General features: G+C 70.3%; 18 protein-coding genes, 1 tRNA gene and 1 pseudogene. 7 read left to right on the top strand and 13 right to left on the bottom strand.

The features are described from left to right. Positions 1-133: 133 nt before the first annotated feature. The 5 genes from FM051_RS10175 to FM051_RS10155 all read right to left on the bottom strand — a co-directional run bounded on the left by FM051_RS10175 (position 134) and on the right by FM051_RS10155 (position 4,362). On the bottom strand, positions 134-1,021 hold the full coding sequence (locus FM051_RS10175; RefSeq protein ID WP_158842685.1) for a mechanosensitive ion channel family protein: 888 nt from the start codon (positions 1,019-1,021) through the stop codon (positions 134-136). A gap of 63 nt (positions 1,022-1,084) precedes the next feature. After that, positions 1,085-1,312 carry a hypothetical protein gene (locus tag FM051_RS10170; RefSeq protein ID WP_158842684.1) on the bottom strand — a complete coding sequence of 76 codons (228 nt, stop codon included), beginning with the start codon at positions 1,310-1,312 and terminating at the stop codon, positions 1,085-1,087. A 34-nt stretch (positions 1,313-1,346) separates the two neighbouring features. After that, positions 1,347-2,549 carry a S8 family serine peptidase gene (locus tag FM051_RS10165; RefSeq protein ID WP_158842683.1) on the bottom strand — a complete coding sequence of 401 codons (1,203 nt, stop codon included), beginning with the start codon at positions 2,547-2,549 and terminating at the stop codon, positions 1,347-1,349. A 140-nt stretch (positions 2,550-2,689) separates the two neighbouring features. Continuing rightward, a complete protein-coding gene (locus tag FM051_RS10160) occupies positions 2,690-3,874 on the bottom strand; it encodes a cation:proton antiporter (protein WP_158842682.1) in 1,185 nt (394 codons plus the stop codon). Between the two features lie 5 nt (positions 3,875-3,879). Continuing rightward, complete coding sequence (locus FM051_RS10155; RefSeq protein WP_158842681.1) at positions 3,880-4,362, bottom strand: cation:proton antiporter regulatory subunit; 483 nt, start codon at positions 4,360-4,362, stop codon at positions 3,880-3,882. Positions 4,363-4,383: 21 nt separating this feature from the next. Here FM051_RS10155 and FM051_RS10150 point away from each other — a divergent pair, with 21 nt between their 5' ends. The 7 genes from FM051_RS10150 (at position 4,384) to FM051_RS10120 (ending at position 10,404) form a co-directional block, all read left to right on the top strand. Continuing rightward, positions 4,384-5,499 carry a DUF1015 family protein gene (locus tag FM051_RS10150; RefSeq protein ID WP_158842680.1) on the top strand — a complete coding sequence of 372 codons (1,116 nt, stop codon included), beginning with the start codon at positions 4,384-4,386 and terminating at the stop codon, positions 5,497-5,499. 90 nt (positions 5,500-5,589) lie between these two features. Beyond that, positions 5,590-6,318: a (d)CMP kinase gene (cmk, locus tag FM051_RS10145; protein ID WP_158842679.1), complete on the top strand. Its 729-nt coding sequence runs from the start codon at positions 5,590-5,592 to the stop codon at positions 6,316-6,318. Next, positions 6,315-6,959: a lysophospholipid acyltransferase family protein gene (locus tag FM051_RS10140; RefSeq protein WP_158842678.1), complete on the top strand. Its 645-nt coding sequence runs from the start codon at positions 6,315-6,317 to the stop codon at positions 6,957-6,959. The genes cmk and FM051_RS10140 overlap by 4 nt, the downstream gene beginning before the upstream one ends. Further along, entirely contained in the window at positions 6,956-8,362 is a 1,407-nt protein-coding gene (gene der, locus FM051_RS10135) for a ribosome biogenesis GTPase Der (RefSeq protein ID WP_158842677.1), read from the top strand. The genes FM051_RS10140 and der overlap by 4 nt, the downstream gene beginning before the upstream one ends. A gap of 21 nt (positions 8,363-8,383) precedes the next feature. Continuing rightward, positions 8,384-9,040 (top strand): response regulator, encoded by a 657-nt coding sequence (locus FM051_RS10130; protein WP_158842676.1) that lies wholly within the window; start codon positions 8,384-8,386, stop codon positions 9,038-9,040. 38 nt (positions 9,041-9,078) lie between these two features. After that, positions 9,079-10,152, top strand: coding sequence for a sensor histidine kinase (locus FM051_RS10125; protein WP_158842675.1), 1,074 nt, complete (start codon positions 9,079-9,081; stop codon positions 10,150-10,152). A gap of 178 nt (positions 10,153-10,330) precedes the next feature. Continuing rightward, a tRNA-Pro gene (locus FM051_RS10120) sits at positions 10,331-10,404 on the top strand. 137 nt (positions 10,405-10,541) lie between these two features. Here FM051_RS10120 and FM051_RS10115 read toward each other — a convergent pair. The 8 genes and pseudogenes from FM051_RS10115 to FM051_RS10085 all read right to left on the bottom strand — a co-directional run. Further along, positions 10,542-11,747 (bottom strand): tyrosine-type recombinase/integrase, encoded by a 1,206-nt coding sequence (locus FM051_RS10115; RefSeq protein WP_158842674.1) that lies wholly within the window; start codon positions 11,745-11,747, stop codon positions 10,542-10,544. A 360-nt stretch (positions 11,748-12,107) separates the two neighbouring features. After that, positions 12,108-13,643, bottom strand: a complete 1,536-nt coding sequence (locus tag FM051_RS10110) for a YfjI family protein (RefSeq protein ID WP_158842673.1) — start codon at positions 13,641-13,643, stop codon at positions 12,108-12,110. 305 nt (positions 13,644-13,948) lie between these two features. After that, positions 13,949-14,308: pseudogene (locus tag FM051_RS51625) on the bottom strand (DNA cytosine methyltransferase); the annotation flags it as partial. Between the two features lie 59 nt (positions 14,309-14,367). Beyond that, positions 14,368-15,351, bottom strand: a complete 984-nt coding sequence (locus tag FM051_RS51620; RefSeq protein ID WP_238412274.1) for a bifunctional DNA primase/polymerase — start codon at positions 15,349-15,351, stop codon at positions 14,368-14,370. Between the two features lie 94 nt (positions 15,352-15,445). After that, the gene (locus FM051_RS10100; RefSeq protein WP_158842672.1) at positions 15,446-16,159 is read right to left on the bottom strand and encodes a hypothetical protein; all 714 of its coding nucleotides are present in this window, start codon (positions 16,157-16,159) and stop codon (positions 15,446-15,448) included. Between the two features lie 21 nt (positions 16,160-16,180). Continuing rightward, positions 16,181-16,651 carry a hypothetical protein gene (locus FM051_RS10095; protein WP_158842671.1) on the bottom strand — a complete coding sequence of 157 codons (471 nt, stop codon included), beginning with the start codon at positions 16,649-16,651 and terminating at the stop codon, positions 16,181-16,183. A 36-nt stretch (positions 16,652-16,687) separates the two neighbouring features. Beyond that, positions 16,688-16,948: a hypothetical protein gene (locus FM051_RS10090; protein WP_158842670.1), complete on the bottom strand. Its 261-nt coding sequence runs from the start codon at positions 16,946-16,948 to the stop codon at positions 16,688-16,690. A gap of 211 nt (positions 16,949-17,159) precedes the next feature. Then, positions 17,160-18,856 (bottom strand): FtsK/SpoIIIE domain-containing protein (locus FM051_RS10085; protein WP_238412273.1); only part of this gene is annotated, 1,697 nt, incomplete at its 5' end.

The raw sequence follows: 18,856 nt of genomic DNA, 5'->3' as shown, positions 1-18,856 counted from the left end.
ACAGCGTGCTCGGCAACCGGAATTGTCGGACCCCTCGGGCAGAATAAAAGCAGGGGTCCCCTTGGCGAGGACCCCTGCGAAGCGTTCGATCCGATCTGGCGTGTGTTCTACCGCGTGCGGTTGCCGAATGCGGTTACCGCTGCTCACCCGGCGGGTACTGGCCCGGCTGCGGCTGGACCGGTTGGCCGACCGGCGGGGTCGGCATGTTCGCCGCGTGTGCCGGGGTCTCGGTGACCCGGGTCGTCTGCTCGCCGGCCGCCGTCGGCGCGACCTGCGTCCGCTGCACGTCCTCACGGCCGCGCTGGTAGGCCTCGGCCTGCGCCTTGGCCTGCGGCACCTCGTTCTCGGCCCTCGTCAGCCAGCCGTCCCAGCGCTGCTGCATGGGCCTGATCAGGCCACCGCCGACGCCGACGACCGCGATACCGCCGATCGTCGCGAGGATGGTGATCAGGATCGGCGTGGTGACGGTGGTGGCGACACCGATCTGGTTCAGCGCCGCGATCACACCGAGAGCGATGATGAACCACGAGGCGATCTTGCCGAGCGTCGGACCGTAGGTGAGCCCACCGAGCGCACGCGTCGCGATGTCCTGCACGGCCCGCGCGATGGCGGCGGCGACCACGATGATGACGATCGCGACGATCGCCCGCGGCAGCCAGGCCACGATCTGGTTCAGCAGGTCGCTCACCGGGTTCGCCCCGAACAGCCCGAACGCGATCTGCAGCGCGATCAGCAGCACCGCGTAGTACACGAGCTGCGCGACCAGCCCCGAGGCGTCGAACTTCGAACGCTCCAACGCTTCGTTGATGCCACCGCGCTGCACGGCGCGGTGGAAGTGCACGCGCTCCAGCACCTTGTTCACCGCGGAGCGCAGCACCCGGGCGACGATCCACCCGATGAGCAGCACGACGAGGAACCCGGCGAGCTTCGGCAGGAAGGTCACCACGGAGCGCAGGGCGTCACCGGCGGCGTCACCGATGCCTTGAGCCTGCACCGTCTGCACGGCGAGCAGGGCTTTCATCGTCTTCGACCTCCTCGGACGACCGGTTCGTCTCTGCCAAACCGGTTACCCGATGTGGTCGGGTCAAACCTCGGGGGTCGGCGGCAGCCGCACGGTGCGGTCCACCTCGACGTGCGAGACGCCGGGCACGGCGCCGAGCAGGTCGCCCACCTCGGGAGCGACCCGCCCGGTCACCACGCCCAGCGTCTCCAGCACGTTCTCCACCACCATCCCGGCGTCGCGCAGCGCGGACACCACGGTGGGCAGGTCGGCCAGGTTGTCGTCGGCTACCGAGACCACGACCTTGTCCACGGCGCCTCCGTCGGTGATCCGGCTCCTCGGTGCACTAGGGAGCTTGCACCAATCCTGCACCCACATCCGTGGAAGGCAAGCCCAGCCGACGGGCGGACTGCGACAACCTCGCCCACAGCTCCCACCCGCGCGAGCCGTACTTCTCCGCGATGAGCGCGGCGATGCCCGCGACGTGCGGCGTCGCCATGCTGGTGCCCTGGATGCGCTTGTGCATGCCGAGGCCGCCGTCCTCCTTGTTCCAGCTGGAGTAGATGTCCACACCCGGGCCGACGAGGTCGATCTGGCCGATGGTGTCGACGGTCCCGCAGGAGAAGAACGCGATCGCCCGCTGCACGTCCACCGCGCCGACGGAGAGGATCGACGGGCAGTTGGCCGGGTGGCCCACCGGCGCGAGCTTGCCCGGCCGGTCGCTCTCGTTGCCCGCGGCCGCGACGATCAACGAACCCTTGCCCATCGCACGCGTGGCGGCCTGCTCGAAGATCTGCGAGTGCGGCGTGCCCGCCCGCACGGCCGCGCCCAGCGACATCGAGATGACCGCGCAGCCGTTGGCGATGGCCCACTCGATACCGGCCAGGATGCCGCTGTCCGTGCCGCTGCCCTTGTTGGACAGCACCTTGCCCGCGTAGATCTCGGCCTCGTAGGCGACGCCGTATCCCGGACCGCCGCTGGCCGCCTGACGCGGACCCGCGGCGGAACCGATGCAGTGCGTGCCGTGACCGTGCGCGTCGTCCACCGACTCGCCGGTGATGAACGACTGCGTCATCACGACGCGGCCCGCGAAGTCCGGGTGCGCGACGGTGAAACCGGTGTCGAGCACGGCGACGCGCACACCCTTGCCGGTGGACTTGCTGAGGTTCGCGCCCACGGCCTGGAGGCCCCAGGTGAACACGGACTCGTCCACGGCGGGCGCCGCGGCCTCGTCGGTGCCCGTGTCCGGCGGCGCGGAGTAGGCGTGCACGATCCGCTCGGCCTCGACCACGGAGATCGGGCCCGGCGACTCGGCGGCCTGGGTCAGCTGCGCGACCTGGTCCGGTGTCGCGTCGACCACGGCGATGCCCAGGTCCTGGAAGATCAGGCCATCGGCCGCGGCGAGCTCTTCGGTGCTGGCGGCGTCCGCGGTGCTGGCGGCGTTGATCCCGGCGACCCGGTTCATCTCCCGCGCGCCCGCCGCGACGGACTTGTCCTCGAGGAGCACGAGATAGCGGCCAGTGGTCTCGGCGCCCGTTGGTTGTGACATGACGGTCCCCTTCGGGGTTGGACGACAGTCAGGTGTAACCCCGGATCACGCTCGTGCTCAATCGGCCGTAAGAGTTGGCCGCGTGAGTCGAACGTGGTTCGTATGCCTAGTGGAGGCTCCGAACGGCGAAGAGATACAGGTCAGGCCGCCGCAGGCTCGGCACCACGCTTTCGAGTGAACTTTCTCGCCACCGGTTCCACCACCCGTGCCGCGACCGGCCCGAGAACCGCCATCAGGAGCACGTACGCCGTCGCCAGGGCCGCCAACCGCCCGTCCACCGCGCCGGACGCCACGGTGAGCGACGCGATCACGATGGAGAACTCGCCACGCGCCACCAGCGCCGCGCCCGCCCGCGCCCGGCCCATCCGCCCGACGCCCTGCCGCCGTGCGGCCCACCACCCGGTGGCCACCTTCGTCAACGTCGTGACCACGGCCAGCGCCACCGCCAGCCCCAGCACGGGCGGGATCGACGCCGGATCCGTGTTCAGGCCGAACACCACGAAGAACATCGCCGCGAACAGGTCGCGCAGCGGCTCCAGCATCCGGGTGGCGTTCTCCGCCGTCGACCCCGAGATCGCGATGCCCAGCAGGAACGCGCCGACCGCCGCGGACACCTGCAACTGCGACGCCACACCCGCGACCAGCAACGCCGCGCCGAGCACCTTGAGCAGGAACACCTCCGGGTCCGGGCTGTCCACCAGCGCCGACACGTACCGGCCGAACTTGAGCGCGATGATCAACACGACGGTGATCGCGGCCAACGAGATGCCCACCGCGCTCAACCCGCCGAGGAAGCTCACGCCCGCCAGCAGGGCGGTCAGGATCGGCAGGTAGACCGCCATCGCCAGGTCCTCGAACACCAGGATCGACAACACCACCGGCGTCTCCCGGTTGCCCAGCCGGCCCAGGTCGCCGAGCACCTTCGCGATGATCCCGGACGACGAGATGTAGGTGACGCCGCCCATCGCCAGCGCGCCGACCGGACCCCAGCCCAGGATCAGCCCGGCGATCACGCCCGGCGTCGCGTTCAGCACGATGTCCACCACACCGGCCGTCCACGACCGCTTGAGGCCGGTCACCAGCTCGGCGGCCGAGTACTCCAGGCCGAGCAGGAGCAGCAGCAGGATCACGCCGATCTCGCTGGAGATGTGGGTGAAGTCCTCGATGCCGTGCAACGGCACCAGGCCGCCCTGGCCGAACGCCAGGCCGCCGATCAGGTAGAGCGGGATCGGGGAGATGCCGATCCGCCACGCCATCTTGCCGAGCAGGCCCAGCCCGAAGAAGACCGCGCCCAATTGGATGAGTGCGATTGCGGTGTTGTGCAAGGTGCTCAGCCACCGCCCAGCAGCTCGCCCGCCTCGGCGAGACCGGACGTGGTGCCGACCACGACGACGAGGTCGCCGCCCGCGAAGACGAAGTCCGGCCGCGGCGACGGGTGCACCGCGCCGCCGCGCACGACGGCCACGATGGACGCGCCGGTGCGGGTGCGCAGCTCGGTCGCGGCCAGCGCGGCGCTGTCGAACCGGGAGCCGGGCACGATCGGGAACTGCCTGGTCGAGATGCCCGCGACGTCCCGGTGCTGCTCTTCGAGCAGCGCGACCAGCTGCGGCGCGCCGAGCAGGCCCGCCAGGGTGCTCGCCTCGGCGGGCGTCAGCGCTATCGACGCCACGCAGTCGTCCGGGTCGTCCGGGTGCGAGACGATCAGGTCGAACTTGCCGTCGCGGTGCGTGATCACCCCGATCCGACGGCCTGCTCGGATCATGAAGTCCTGGCGGGTGCCGATCCCCGGAAGCGGCGTCACCTCGACGTTCATCCACCCGATCATAATCGGGTGATGGGACGTGTCGGGGCGATCAGCCGGGGATGGGTGGTCCGCGACCGCGTGCCCGGACCGGACGTGGACGAGTTCGCCGAGCCCGAGCGGATCGTCGCCGCGCTGGCCCGCGCCCGTCCCGGCACGCTGCTCGCCGTGCAGCACCCGCACCGCACGCCCGCCGCGCTGGCCGCCGGGTCGAGCCTGTTCGACGCCCTGCCGCACGCCCGCGCCGAACTCGCCCACCTGCGCCGCAACGCCTACCGCGAGGTGCGCGACGTCGTTGCGCCGTACCGCGTGGACGGCCCGGACGGCACCGCGTACGGGCTGCTGTGCATGGTCGACCCGGCGGCCGTCGGGCACACCGAGGACGTCTACCCCGACGTGGTCGCCGAACGCGCCCGCGTGCTGTCCGGCCTCGGCTGCGTGACCAGTGCGGCGATGCTCGTGCCGGTCGCCCGCGAGGTCGGGCTGACCCGGCTGGTGGCGGAGGTGGACGACGAGCCGGCCGTGTCCGTGGTCGATCCCGGTGGGCGGCGGCACTGGCTGTGGCTGGTGGGGCCGGGCGACCGCCAGGACGCCCTGCTGGCCGCCGCCGGCGAGCACCCGTTGATGGTGGCCGACGGCAACCACCGGGTGGCCGCGTCGGCCGGGCTGTCCGGGCTGTTGGCGCTGGTCACGGCCGGTCCCGACCTGCGGATCGGGCCTATCCACCGGGCCGTCGTCGGCACCGGGCTGTCGTTGGCGGACCTGACCGTCGCGTGGCGTGCGGTCGGGCTGACGGTGACGCCGGTCGACGCCGCGACCCGCCCGTCACCGGGGGTGGTGGTCGCGGTGGCCGGCACCTCCGCCGTTCGCGTCGAACTGCCGTCGGACGGCGTGGACCACGCGTTCGTGGAGGCCGTGCTGCTGGACAAGGCGCTCGGGCTCGACCCGGAGAGCCCGCACGTGCGCCCGGTGACCGGTGACGTCCCGGTGGCCCCCGACGGCGCGGACCTGGACGCCGTCCTGCTGATGGCACCCGTGCCGCTGGCCGACGTGCTGGCCGTGCACGCGGAAGGCGGCCGGATGCCGCGCAAGAGCACCTACTTCACCCCGAAGCCGCGCAGCGGCCTGCTGCTGGCGGATCTGGACTGACCTGGGCACGGACTGGCCCTGATGCGGGTGTGACGTGCCGCACCAGGCACAATTGGCGGTTGACGACCGTCGCGTTGAGGAGGAAAACCCGTGGGACACGGTGAGCTGCGTGGCGTTGTGGCCCTCGACGGGCCCTCCGGCACCGGCAAGTCCTCCGCAGCACGCCGACTCGCGGCCACTCTCGGCGCGCGCTACCTGGACACCGGCGCGATGTACCGCGCGATCACGCTGGCCGTGCTGCGCGCCGGCGTCGACCTCACCGACCAGGCACGGGTCGCCGAGGTCGCCCGTGCGGCGCCGGTCGTCCAGGGCACGGACCCGGACCGCTCCACGACGTTCCTGGACGGCGAGGACGTCGGCACGGAGATCCGCGGCCCCGAGGTGACGCTGGCCGTGTCACCGGTCTCGGCCGTGCCCGCGGTGCGCGAACTGCTGGTCGCCGAACAGCGCCGGATCATCGCGACCGCGTTGGACGAGGCGGGCGGCATCGTGGTGGAGGGCCGTGACATCGGCACCGCCGTCGTGCCCGACGCCCCGCTCAAGGTCTACCTGACCGCCGACGCCGAGGCCCGCGCCCAGCGCCGCGCCAAGCAGGACACCGCCTCCGGCCGCGAGTCCACGTTGGACGCGACGCTCGCCGACGTGCAGCGCCGCGACGCCTACGACTCGTCGCGCGCGGTGTCGCCGCTGCGTGCCGCCGACGACGCGGTGGTGCTCGACACGACGTCGCTGGACCTCCCCGGCACGCTGGACGCGCTGCTGGAACTGGTGGACGACCACGGCCTGATGGCCCGGACGAGCGGACGGGTGCGCGGGTGACCGACCAGCTCCCCGAGGGCTCGGCGCCCTGGCTGCACGACATCGGCCGGTGGATCTCGCGCGGGCCCTTCCGGACGCCGTTCCGCGTGCGGGTGCACGGCGTCTCGCGGATGCCGCTGGCAGGCCCGGTGGTCGTCGTGGCGAACCACAGCTCGATGGCGGACGGGCCGATATTGTTCGGCGTCCTGCCCCGGCGTGTGGTGTTCTTGATCAAGCAGGAGATGTTCAAGGGCGTGGTGGGCACGCTGCTGCGCAAGATCGGCCAGCTGGCCGTGCGGCGCGGCGAGCCCGACCGGGCGCCGCTGCTGGCCGCGCAGAAGGTGCTGCGGGCCGGTGGCGTGGTCGGCGTGTTCCCCGAGGGCACCCGCGGCACGGGCGACGTGACCGAGGCCCAGAAGGGCGCGGCGTGGCTCGCCCGCTCGACCGGCGCGGTCGTCGTGCCCGTCGCGTGCCGGGGAACCCTGCGCCCGGCCGGAACCGGACGCCGGTTCCGGCCCGTGGTGGACGTGCTCGTGGGTGAGCCGTTCGAGCTGCCGACCGACAAGGGTCGCCAGGCGCTCGTGAAGGCCACCGAGCAGGTCCGCGACCGCTTGGCCACGTTGGTGGCCGAGCTCGACAGCCAGCGAGGAGAAGCAAGATGACGGACTTGGACGGCACCTGGGCGGACGAGTCCGACTGGACCGCGTTCGACGAGACGGTGGAGGGCGAAGAGGGCGGCGCGCCGCCGATGCCCGTGCTGGCCGTGGTCGGCCGGCCGAACGTGGGCAAGTCGACCCTGGTCAACCGCATCATCGGCCGCCGTGAGGCGGTCGTGCAGGACGTGCCAGGCGTCACCCGTGACCGGGTGGCGTACGACGCGTTGTGGAACGGGCGCAAGTTCACCGTGGTCGACACCGGCGGCTGGGAGCCCGACGCCGTCGGCATGATGGCCGCGGTCGCCGCGCAGGCGGAACTCGCCATGGCCACCGCCGACGCGATCCTGTTCGTGGTGGACGCCACCGTCGGCGCGACGACCAACGACGAGGCCGCGGTGAAGCTGCTGCGCCGGTCCAAGCGGCCCGTGCTGCTGGTGGCGAACAAGGTCGACGACGAGCGGCTGATGGCCGAGGTCGCGTCGCTGTGGTCGCTGGGCCTCGGTGAGCCGATCCCGGTGTCCGGCCTGCACGGACGCGGTTCGGGCGACATGCTCGACGCGATCCTCAAGGCGCTGCCGGAGACGCCGCGCGAGACGTTCGAGGCGGTCCGCGGCGGCCCGCGCCGGGTGGCGCTGGTCGGCCGGCCGAACGTCGGCAAGTCGTCCCTGCTCAACCGGCTCAGCGGCGAGGACCGGTCCGTCGTGCACGACGTCGCGGGCACCACCGTCGACCCGGTCGACTCCCTCGTGGAGCTCGACGACGAGCTGTGGCGGTTCGTCGACACGGCCGGCCTGCGCAAACGGGTGAACTTCGCGTCCGGCGCGGAGTACTACGCGTCGCTGCGCACGAAGGCCGCGATCGAGTCCGCCGAGGTGGCGATCGTGCTGCTGGACGCGTCCGAACCGATCAGCGAGCAGGACCTGCGGGTGCTGACCATGGTCGTGGAGTCGGGTCGGGCGTGCGTGCTGGCGTTCAACAAGTGGGACCTCGTGGACGAGGACCGGCGGCACGCGATGGTGCGTGAGCTGGAGCGGGGCCTGGTCCGGGTGCCGTGGGCGGAGAAGGTGAACATCTCCGCGTTGACGGGACGCGCGGTGCGCAAGCTCGCGCCCGCGTTGCGGACGGCGTTGAACTCCTGGGACACCCGGGTGCCCACCGGACGGCTGAACTCGTGGCTGACCGACCTGATCGCCGCCACCCCGCCGCCGGTGCGCAGCGGCAAGCAGCCGAAGGTGCTGTTCGCCACCCAGGCGAGCACCCGTCCGCCGACGTTCGTGCTGTTCACGACGGGTTTCCTGGAGGCCGGGTACCGGCGGTTCATCGAGCGGAAGCTGCGCGAGGAGTTCGACTTCGCGGGCAGCCCGGTGCGCATCTCGGTGCGGGTGCGGGAGAAGCGCCCGAAGAAGTGATCGGTTGCTCCGGCAGGCGGAATGCGGTTGCCTGGCGTCGTGCCGGTGCGATTGGTCCTCGCTGACGATGAAGCGCTGCTCCGCCGAGGGCTGAAGGTGTTGCTGGAGGCCGACGGCCGGGTCGAGGTGGTGGCGGAGGCCGCGGACGGCGTCGGCCTGCTGGACGTCGTGCGCCGGTTCCGGCCGGACGTGGCGCTGGTCGACGTGCAGATGCCGGGCATGGACGGTCTGGCGGCGTTGAAGGCACTGCTGGCGTGGCCGGACCCGCCCGCGTTGGCGGTGCTGACGACGTTCGACCTGGACGATTACGTGGCGACGGCGTTGGAACTGGGAGCCCAGGGCTTCCTGCTCAAGGACGCCGAGCCCGACGCCCTGGTCCGCGCGGTGCTCGACCTGGCCGCCGGGGGAGCGGTCCTGGACCCCAGGATCACCGCGCGGCTCCTGCCCAAGCTGCGTGCGGCCCGCCTGCGCGACAACCCGCACCTCGACGGCCTGAGCGCCCGTGAACGCCAGGTCCTCACCCTCTTGGCGAGCGGGCAGCCGAACAGCGCCATCGCCGCGTCGCTGGGCCTCAGCGAGGCGACGGTGAAGAGCTACGTCTCCACCGTGCTCACCAAGCTGGGGGTCGAGAACCGAGTCCAAGCCGCCCTCGTCGCGCACCAGGTGGGCACGTGGTGATCTTCCTCGAGTTCCTGGTCGTCACGGTGCCCGCCGCGATGGTCCTGCTGGCCGACTACGTCCCGTACACGTGGTCGATCCCCACAGCGCTAGCGGCGTGCCTACTCCTCCCGATACGCCGTTGGAAACCCTGGACAGCGGCCCTGATCTGCATGCCAGGCCTCATCGGAGGACTCGGCTGGCCACCCACCGTCGTCGCCATGTACCGCATAGGCCGCAAGTCCTCGGTACCAGTGATGATCACCTGGGTGACTCTCGCAACCATCCTCCCGTCCACCCTGGTGGTGGTCACCCAGTCCCTGGCCCCCGCCGCCGCCCTCCTGACGTTCACGTTCAGCCTCTTCATGGCCGGCGCCCCCACCGCCTTGGGCGCCCTGATCACCACCAGACGCGAACTGACCGCGAGCCTCACCGAAGCCTCCCGCGCCCGAACCGCCGAGCTGGAGGCACGCGAACACGGCGCCAGGGCCTCCGAACGCGCCCGAATCGCCCGGGAGATCCACGACGCCGTAGGCCACCACGCAACCCTCATCGCCGTCGAGTCGGCAGCCCTGGCAGCCACCACCGAGGACCCGAAAACCCGCGACACGGCCCTACGCCTTCGAGCACTGGCCAAGGAAGCCCTGGCCGAGATGCGAGCGGCACTGGGCCTCCTCAACACCGAACCAACCCCGGGCTTCGAAGGCATCGAGTCCCTCATCGACCGAGCAAGATCAGCAGGCCTGACCGTCACCTACGAAGACCAAAGCGGCCAACCACCACCACCCGCCACAGGCCGCGCGGTGTACCGAATCATCCAGGAAGCCCTGACCAACGTCACCAAACACGCCCCCGGTGCCGCGGTCCAAGTGCGACTGTCTAAAAAGGACGGACGCCTGCGGGTCTCGATAGTCAACGGTCCACCCACAACCCGAACACCGCCACCAGAGCAAGGCGGCCACGGCCTACACGGTCTACGAGAACGCGTGAGCCTGGTAGGCGGCACCCTGACCACCAACACCCGACCAGACGGCAGCTTCGCGGTGGAAGCGAACCTACCCTCGGGTCCGTCGAAAGTTGACGCAGATGACTCGACTTTCGGCGGTAGTGCACGAAACCCGGCGAACGCATAGTAGGCAGGGCGTCGATCCGGGGGAGCGGTTGAGGCCGAGGGGAGCACAGAGGCCCGCCAAGAGGTGGGCCTCTGTCATTCCCGCAGGTAGACCGCCTGATCGCCCAACCCGGGGGGCCGCGTCGGGGGCTCGTTGCGAGTGCGCTAAGCTATCCGCGCACCCCACAACGGGATGCGGCCGGGACGTGGCGCAGTTTGGTAGCGCACTTGACTGGGGGTCAAGGGGTCGCAGGTTCAAATCCTGTCGTCCCGACGGTCTGAAGAAGCCCCGCTGATCTAGGTAAAACACCTGATCAGCGGGGCTTTTTCGTGCCCGGATGTGGATCATGTCCAAGATCGTCACAGCCTGGTTTTGTGGACCATTTGTGGACCGGGGGCTGTGAGACGTGGTTAGACGGCGCGCAGCCGCGGGGTTTGCGTGGACTTCTGGAGGTGCTGGGAGAGCAGCGCGCCCGCGTCGGTGACCGATCGGCGGTCGGGATGCAGGTAGCGCTGTGTGGTGGTCAGAGACCCGTGTCCGGCGATCTTCTGGAGGTGGTGGACCGGCACGCCCGCGTCGGCCATCCACGTCAGCCCGGTGTGGCGCAGGTCGTGGCGGCGTAGGTGTTCGTATCCGAGCTTGTTGACGACGTCGTCCCAGTGGGTGGCGTCGCGGAGTACGGCGGTGGTGATCCGGCCGCCTCGTGGGCCGGTGAACAGGCGTGCGTCTCCGGTGCCGTCCGTCTCGGCGATTCGTCGTTCCACGAGTTCGCGGATCTCTTCGATGATGGGGACGCGGCGTGCGCGTTTGCCCTTGGTGCCTTTGTCGATCAGTCCGCCCGGTCCGTTGGTGGTCTGGCGCCGCACGTTCCAGGTCCACTCGGTGGTGTCGAGGTCTTTTACGCGGCAGCCGGACACTTCGCCAATGCGTGCCGCGGTGCACGCGGCGAACAGCACGACGTCGCGCCAGCCCTCGTACTCGTTCGAGGAACTGGCGACCAGCGCATCGGCAAGGTGGGTGAGCGCCGTCCAGTCGGCCAGCGCGAGGGATCGCGGGTCGTCCAGCTCGTCTTCGGCGCGGGCGTACTCGCGCTGCCATCCGGTGATCCTGGCCGGGTTGCGGTCGATGATCTCGTCGCGCAACGCCTGTTCCATGACGCGGACTAGGACGGCGATGCTGTTCTTCACGGTCGAGCGGCTGTGCTCGTCGGCGATCCAGCCGTGTACGGCGCGGTCGACGACGCCGTGCGTGACCATCTGGACGGGGATGTGCCCGATGGTCGGCACGACGCGTTTGCGCCATCCGGCCAGGTAGGGATCGGTGGTCTTGGCTTCCAGGCCGCGGAGCGCCAACGGCATGTTGGCGTTGCCGTAGTCGGTGAGCGTCATCTCTCCGGCGCTGGGGTCCACTCCGCCGGCCGCCGCGCGCTTCATGGCGTCGATCCAGGCTTGTGCCTGCTCTTCAGTCATGCACGACTTGGACAACGAAGGGCGTTTGCCGGTCGCGGGGTCGGTCCAGCGGACGCGGGCGCGGTAGGGCGTCGGACGGTCGGGGAGGTGCTCGATGTCGTCGGACAGTTCGACGCCGATCGGTGGACGTCGTCCGGGCTTGGGCATGGCTGGGGCTCCTTGGGCCTCCGCAGAATCCGCAGAATCCGCAGAATTGACCGGATGTGGTCGTTTGTGCTGGTAGGCAGGTTGTGGGGTGATCATGGTCAGACTCCGCAGAATCTCCGCAAAACCTCCGCAGAATTCACGGGGCCGGTCGCGGCCGGGGTGGGCGGCTGCCGGACCTGCCCTCGTCGGGTGCTCCAGGTGATCCGCGTGCTGGGCACCCGGTGGGTGGGGCCTGGTGGATTCTGCGGAGGTTTTGCGGAAGTTCTGCGGAGAGCACGGCCGTTCGGGGCGCACCCTGCTTGATCTGCGGAAACAGGTCGGTCGGCGGGATTCTGCGGATTGTGCGGATTCTGCGGAGGGTCACGACTGGTCTCCGGCCCGGTGGGTGGGGTGGACGTAGTACGTCGGGGACGGCTTGCGGCCGGGTCCACGTCGTTCGGGCGGCGGGCTGTGGTGGATGTGGCCGTGCTGTTCGAGCAGGTCCAGGGCGGGGGTGAGGTCACCGACCTTCTTGAACCTGGCGCGGTTCATCGCGGTGAACAGCTCCCGGACGGTGAACGAGGTGGGGTGGGTACGCTCGATCCAGTCCAGGACTACCTGTGCGTCGTCGATGACGGGGTCGCTGCCCATGCGGTCGAACGCGGCGAGGGCGTGGGCGGCGGCGTAGTCGGTGATGCGGCGTGCTGCGGTGAAGGTGTCGGTGGTGATGGCACCGGCCCAGCTGGTGGGGTTGTGGGCGAGGTGGAGCAGGGCGGCGATGCGCGCGGTGAGCCCGGCCTGTTTGCCGCCCCAGTCGCCGAGGTGTGCCCAGGAGCCGGTGACGGGGTGCAGGCGGGGTTCGATCTCGTCTTGCAGGTCGGCCATGAGGTCGTCGGCGGCCGGGGTGAACACGAGCACGGCGGGGTCGGTCCACTCGGCGAGTTCGCGTACCAGGGACCGGATGCGGGTGTCGTAGGCGTCGGCGATTTCGGGCGCCGCAGGGGTGGGGCGGGAAATGCGGCTGCCCACGGTGTTGACGGGCAGGGAATACATGATTCGGGCCAGCAGCCCGGTTCCCCGGAACGCTTCGTTGCGGGCCAAACCGTCCAGGATCGACGGCTGGACGGTCAGGCCCAACGTGATCGCGGGTTCCTCGACGGCGGTGGCTTCCCGTCCTTGCCGGTCCACCAGGTGGAGGTCACCGGCGTGGCCTTTGAGGAACACGTCCAGGTTCGGCGATCCCGAGTAGCGGCCGGCGAGCGTGCCGAACAGCCCGCCTTCGGCCGACAGCACGGCGATCCGGCCGCCGTGGTCGGCCAGCAGAGTCGCGACGACTTCCGGCGTGGCGTCGTCGGCGATCAGCCGCGGGGTGATCGGCATGGCGCTCTTGTCGACCTGCATGGCGGCGTTCACCGCGGCTTCCAGCGCGGCGTCACGGTCGGACAGGTCGGCCGACAACACGGCCTTTTCCGCGCGGGCGGCGAACTCTTCGGCGGCGCGTCGCCCGATACGGGCTGACTCGATCTCTGCTTTCGCCTCGGCGACGAGTTCCTTCTCCACCGCGCGGATCGGCCGGGTCATCGCCTTGAACACGGCGGATTTCCGTGATGCGGGCGGGAGCACGACGACGGAGTAGAGGTTGACCGGCTCATCCCAACCGGGCCGCACCTGGACCCGCACCCGCCCGCCGGCCGCCGTGGACAACGCCACCAGGGCGAGGCATCCGGCGAGATCGGGCGGGGTCTGGGTGAGGTTGGCGACTGCGGTGACGTGGTCGGCCAGCCACGTCGGGAACGCGTCGATCGGGAAGGGCGGGACGGCGCGGCTGGTGCCCAGTGGCATCGGCGCTTCCCACTCTGGCGCCGGGGTGGTGGTGTCGGTTTCGGGAACGGCGTGCAGTGTTCGTGTGGTGCTCATGCTGCGCCGTCCCGTTCGTCGCGGTCTGTGGTGATGATCAGGCGGCCGATGTGTTCGGCGACGGTGGGCACGACGGCGTTGCCGAGTCCGCGACGTCGGTCCACCCCGGCGGAAACCCCATAAGCCACTCCATGAGGTCGGGGTTGACCGGTCCACGGCCGTCCCGGTTGCGCACCGCGTCGGTGAGGTTCCAGTGGTGCCGGTCGCGGCCCAGGACTCCACCGCGACTGGCATCCGATGCTCGTGGTGTGGGCCAGTCCGAACAGCCGCTCACGTGGGTGTGGGGCACCCACTGCACAAGCGGAGGTACGGCCGATGCGGTGTCGGTAGCCGGCTCGAACAAGGTCGGCGTGGACGATGTGAAGTCCACGGGTGAGCAGACCGGGCACGTTTTCCCACAGGACCCATCGGGGCCGTAGGGCGAGGATGACGGCGAGCATTGCGGGCCATAGCCACCGGGGGTCGTCGGTGCCGAGACGCCGTCCGGAGTCGCTGACGGGCTGGCAGGGAAACCCGCCGGCGACGACGTCCACGACGGGCCGCTGTTGGGACTGCCACCACTCGGCGGCGGTGCGGACGTCGTCATGGCGGGGGACCTCCGGCCAGTGTCGGGCCAGCACGCGCTGGCAGAACGGGTCGATCTCGACTTGGCCCACTACGTGCATCCCGGCGCGCTCCAGGCCCAGGGACAGGCCTCCGATTCCGGCGAACAGCTCCAGGACGTTCACGCGGCACCTCGGCGGGTTTGGTCGGCGGGTGCGGTGCGTGGGCGTTGCTGTCCGGCGCGCAAGCCCTTCTCGATCACGCGGCGGATCTCGCGTTCGGTGCACCGGCACGGTCCGTTGATCATGTGGGTAGCGGCTGCGTACAAGGCTTGTTCGGCTTGAAACGCAGGGAGCATCCCGCCACCGACGAGTTGGCCCAGTTGCCCGGATGCGGCGTACAGGACGCTGTTGTGCTCGTTGGGTGCGGCTTGTGCGACGTATCGGCACTCGCCCCGGACAGCGGCGTCGACGTAGGCGGGCAACCGCTGTGAGGCGATCTGAGGGGCCGCTGTGGTGGTCGTGACGGGCTTGGGGGACAGGCGGTGGACCAACCAGGTGGGCAGATCGGCCACGGGGAGGTCTTCCACGAGTTCGTATCGGCCGGTCGGGGTGGTCGATCCGGGGGCGACGACGTAGCCGCCCCAGCCGCGGGTGTCGACCTTCCACCCGAGTCCGTTGCCGGTGGCTCCCTGGGTGTTGCGCAGCTGCGTGCCTTCGGGTGCGTGGAAGTAGAGGTGCCGGCCGCCGCTGGGGGTGTCGACGGTCAGCGTCTCCCACGGCACCGGCTGACCGGCCTGCTGGCAGACCACGGTGAACACGTCGCGTCCGTCCCGGACCCCCTCCCGTTTCCAGCCGTCCGGGGGCACGTCGGCGGGTGAGTCGAGGGTGTCCATGTCCACCACGAGCAGCCCGCTTCGTCCGGCCGCGATGCCGACGTTGCAGCCGCTGTAGCGGCGGCTGTTCCAGAACCACCGCACTTGGTCGGGGTCGTTCATGGCTCGCTGTTCCCATCCCTGGTGGGTGGTGGCGCAGATTCCCGAACGCGGACAGTCGTCCTCGCCGTGCAGAGCGGGCGGCTTCTTCGAGTTGGGCCGGATGGGGAAGACGTGCCAGCCCCGCGCGACGGCATCGAGGGCGACGGTGAGCATGTCGTTGGTGTGCACGGTGGTGGTCTCCTTCCGGTGGTCGGGGCGTGGTGGCCGGGCAGGGTCGCTGCCCGGCCACCACGCGAGGGTTCTCGCCTGTCTTGTGGTGCGGTCAGGTGTTCTTGGACCTGTTTCTGCGGGTCGCGAGTTCACGGGCACGCTCGGCGCAGGTCTGGACCGGGTGGAGCTCGCGGCGCAGGGTGCGGGCGAGGATGACGGCCTTGCTGAGGGCGTATTCGGTGTCGCGGTGGGCGGTGATGGCGGCGTTAGTGGTGGACCGTTGGGCCAGGCGTGCGGCAGCGGTGGTGCACCGGCTGGTCAGATTGATCAGGCGGGCGGTGATGTGCGTCAGCGCGGTGACGATCGCGGGCAGGGCGGCGGGGTCGGTGACAGGGTGGCCGTTGTCGGACAGACGGGTCGCTGCGGTCTCCAGCAGGTCGCGGACGTCCTCCCCCGTCATGGGCGAGCGCTCTCCCGGTCCCGGTTCCCGTGTGCTGTGCGCCTTCCAGGCTGTTTCGTGTGCGCGCATCAGCGCTTGGCGCACGTCGCGTGCGGCGCTGCGGGCGTTGGACGTGGCTTGGTGGATGTCGTGGTGGACTTCGGCGGTGGTGCGGTCGTCGGTCTGCTCGGACAGGCCGCGGGCGCCGGTGGCGCAGTTGCCGAGCACAAGTGCCACGCCGCGGGCGATCTCGGCTAGGTGGCCCACCGCTGCTGCCAGGCGGGTCCGGTTGACGTGGCCGAGGTCGCCCGTCACTCGGTAGGCCTGATCGAGTGCGCTGGCTGCGTCGGTGAGCCTGTCATGGGTGTCCTGCTCGTGCCGGTTCATCTGTTCCTCCTGTGTGGACGGTCAGGCGTGGACGTGGTGTATGAGGGGGCGTTCGACCAGCCGAGCGGCCAGGCGCTCGATGCGGTCCCAGGACCGGACCACCAACAGGGCCGCTTCGCGTTCGATCTCGCGGTAGGTGGGGCGTTCGGTGCGGGTGATGCGGGCCAGACATTCCCGTGCCACGCCGCGGTCGTGTGCGCTGCTGGCGTGCACGTCGTGAGAGACGGCGGCGACGGGCACGCCGTGGACTTGGAGCCAGTGCAGTTCGGTGGGCACACCGACGAGCAGGGCGGTCGCCGCGGCGCGGATGCCGTCGTTGGTGTCGGGGAAGTTCATGTCCACGTCGCCGAACCAGCTGGCCGGGCCGGTCTTCCGTATGCGGATCTTCGGTACCCGGCCGCCCAGTCGGAGCGTGATGACGGCGTGGGCTGCCTCGTGGTGGGAGATCATGCCCAGCGCGTGGCCGGCGGTCCGGTCGGTGGTCGTCTCCACTGCGGAATCCCTCTCTCGTGGACGGTGGTGTGCTGTTCAGATCCGTCGCAGCCGCTTGACCTCGATCAGCGACCCGCCCGCGTCGGCGGCGGCCTGCTCGAAACTGCGGGCGTTGAGGAACGGCATCGGTCGGGGCCAGTCCGACCAGAGCCACCCACCGGGGCACGGGACGAGGTAGCGGCCTTGGCCCCACCGGGCGTCCGGCTGGGCCGTCCAGATGGACAGGTGTTCGGGGGTGGGGTCTCCGGGGTTCCACACGGCGGCGTCGGCAGGGATCTCGGGCTGTTCGGTGCTCATGTGCCGTTCCTTTCAAGAAGACCCACGACAGATGGTCACTGTGCGTAGCGTCAGATGGGCGCGGAAGGTGGAGCCAACGAGTCGTCAGCCTGATTCAGAACGTTGTTATGAAAGGTGTTTCGCGCGCGCACGTGCGCGCGCACGCATTGGGGGCGGGTGCGGGCGTGTCTGACGTGACGTCGCGTCAGGCGTCAGGCACGCCCGCCTGCGTTCACGCTGCGTTACTCATCGGGAGTGCGTAGCGGATCGCGTTGCCGTCCGTCCCCGCTTCGACCAGCAAGCCCTGTCGGGCGAAGTCGGAGAGCACTCCGGACAGCCACTGCCGGGATCGGTCCAACAGCTTCGGGTCCGGCAGGTCCCGCACGGTGATCGCCGTCTGGCCCTGTGCGGCCAGTTCCTCGATCGCGTGGCGGATCATCTCCAAGGCCTGCTTGCGGGTCGGCCGTCCACCGGACAGCGCCATGTCCGGGTCGTCGGGCAACTCCGCATCCGGGTCCGTGTCCAGGTCGGGTTCGTGGTCGATCGGCAACGCGTCCAGCTCGTCGTCGGAGGGCAACGGCAGCGCGTCCAGGTCGCTGTGGTCGACCGGCCCGGAGGCGGGTCGCTGTACGGGCACGGGCGTCCCCTTCGTTGTCGAGGTGCTGCCGGTGCGGGCCGACAGTCCGAGGATCTTCGCTGTGGGCGCCCACAACGGCGGGCGGATGCCCTGGTGAACCCCGATTTCGGTGGCCATCTCGTCGTCGGTGACGTCGAAGGTGCGCCCCGGCACGGCAAACCGCTCCTCCGCGATGCCGGGGCCTTCGAGGTAGTTGCAGCCCGGTCGGCGGTTCTGCCACCGGTCCGGGCGCGCCCCGGCGTCGATCGTCTCCTCGGACAGGGTGAACGCGGCGTCCTCGATGTCCTTCACGCCGAAGCACCACACCCCACCGAGCTGGGACCGGATGTCGGTGGACATCTGCCGGAAGCTGGCCTTCTGCAACGACAGCACCAGCGAGATACCCGCGGAACGGGCTTCCTGCGCGATGCGGGTCACGGTCGCGGCGTCCTCCAACACCCGAGGCGCTTCCTCGACCCACAGCACGAGGTAGGGCATGCCGTGCTTGGCGAACACCTCCGGCGTCCACTGGTCGTAGCCCCACTTGCCGAGCTGGGAGGCCCGGTCGGTGATCGCGTCCGGGACTCCGGCGACGAGGTTCTTGCACGCCTGGTGCCCGGTGACCACGTGCGCGTTGTCGCCCAGGAACCCCACGGTCTGCTCGCCCTTGGACGGGTCCAGCACGATCAGGTTCGCGTCACGGCGGGTCAGGATCTCGGTCCAGGTCAGCTTCGCGCCGTGGGACTTGCCCGACCCGTTCATGCCCTGCACCACGTAGTGGGTCGCGTTGCGCCGGCTCTTCTTGTCACCGGGCAGGAACAGCTGCTGCGGGTCGTTGTCCTCGTACAGGCCCGGCACCACGGCGTCCACGATCGAGCCACCGGGCGCGGACGGGCCGGGCCACGGCTGAGGGTGGCGCAGGACGTCCTGCGGGACGATCGCCATCGTGGCGCGGCTGAGGTTGTCCGGGTCACCCACGATCCGTACGGACCCCTTGTGCAGCCCGAGCACCTGCGCCACCTTGTCGGCCTTCTGCTGGACGTCCTCGACGCTTACCTCACCGGCCGGGAGCGCCAACGGCACGGACACCTTGTTCGGCGCGACCGCCACCGGACCGGTGCGGACCCCGGCGAGCTTGATCTTCTCGAACAGCCCCGACGCGCCGTGCTCGTCGCCGCCGCTGGACAACACACGGCGGATGTTCCACGACAGCGCGACTGCGGCACCGCCGTAGAGGCACAGCCCCACCATCGGCTGCGTCCACGGCGCGACGATTGAACACGCGGTCAACCACAGTCCGCCCAGCCCGGTGG

The sequence above is a fragment of the Saccharothrix deserti genome (genome assembly GCF_009769385.1).
GTDB classification, from domain to species: domain Bacteria; phylum Actinomycetota; class Actinomycetes; order Mycobacteriales; family Pseudonocardiaceae; genus Actinosynnema; species Actinosynnema deserti.
The sequence above is the reverse complement of the archived record's forward strand: the minus strand, read 5'-3'. Positions and strand labels throughout refer to the sequence as shown.

Bases quoted from the DNA above. Each gene is read 5' to 3' on its own strand.
- FM051_RS10175 (WP_158842685.1), bottom strand. From the start codon at position 1,021: ATGAAAGCCCTGCTCGCCGTGCAGACGGTGCAGGCTCAAGGCATCGGT.
- FM051_RS10165 (WP_158842683.1), bottom strand. From the start codon at position 2,549: ATGTCACAACCAACGGGCGCCGAGACCACTGGCCGCTATCTCGTGCTC.
- FM051_RS10155 (WP_158842681.1), bottom strand. From the start codon at position 4,362: ATGAACGTCGAGGTGACGCCGCTTCCGGGGATCGGCACCCGCCAGGAC.
- FM051_RS10150 (WP_158842680.1), top strand. From the start codon at position 4,384: ATGGGACGTGTCGGGGCGATCAGCCGGGGATGGGTGGTCCGCGACCGC.
- der (WP_158842677.1), top strand. From the start codon at position 6,956: ATGACGGACTTGGACGGCACCTGGGCGGACGAGTCCGACTGGACCGCG.
- FM051_RS10130 (WP_158842676.1), top strand. From the start codon at position 8,384: ATGCGGTTGCCTGGCGTCGTGCCGGTGCGATTGGTCCTCGCTGACGAT.
- FM051_RS10125 (WP_158842675.1), top strand. From the start codon at position 9,079: ATGGTCCTGCTGGCCGACTACGTCCCGTACACGTGGTCGATCCCCACA.
- FM051_RS10115 (WP_158842674.1), bottom strand. From the start codon at position 11,747: ATGCCCAAGCCCGGACGACGTCCACCGATCGGCGTCGAACTGTCCGAC.
- FM051_RS10110 (WP_158842673.1), bottom strand. From the start codon at position 13,643: ATGAGCACCACACGAACACTGCACGCCGTTCCCGAAACCGACACCACC.
- FM051_RS10100 (WP_158842672.1), bottom strand. From the start codon at position 16,159: ATGAACCGGCACGAGCAGGACACCCATGACAGGCTCACCGACGCAGCC.
- FM051_RS10090 (WP_158842670.1), bottom strand. From the start codon at position 16,948: ATGAGCACCGAACAGCCCGAGATCCCTGCCGACGCCGCCGTGTGGAAC.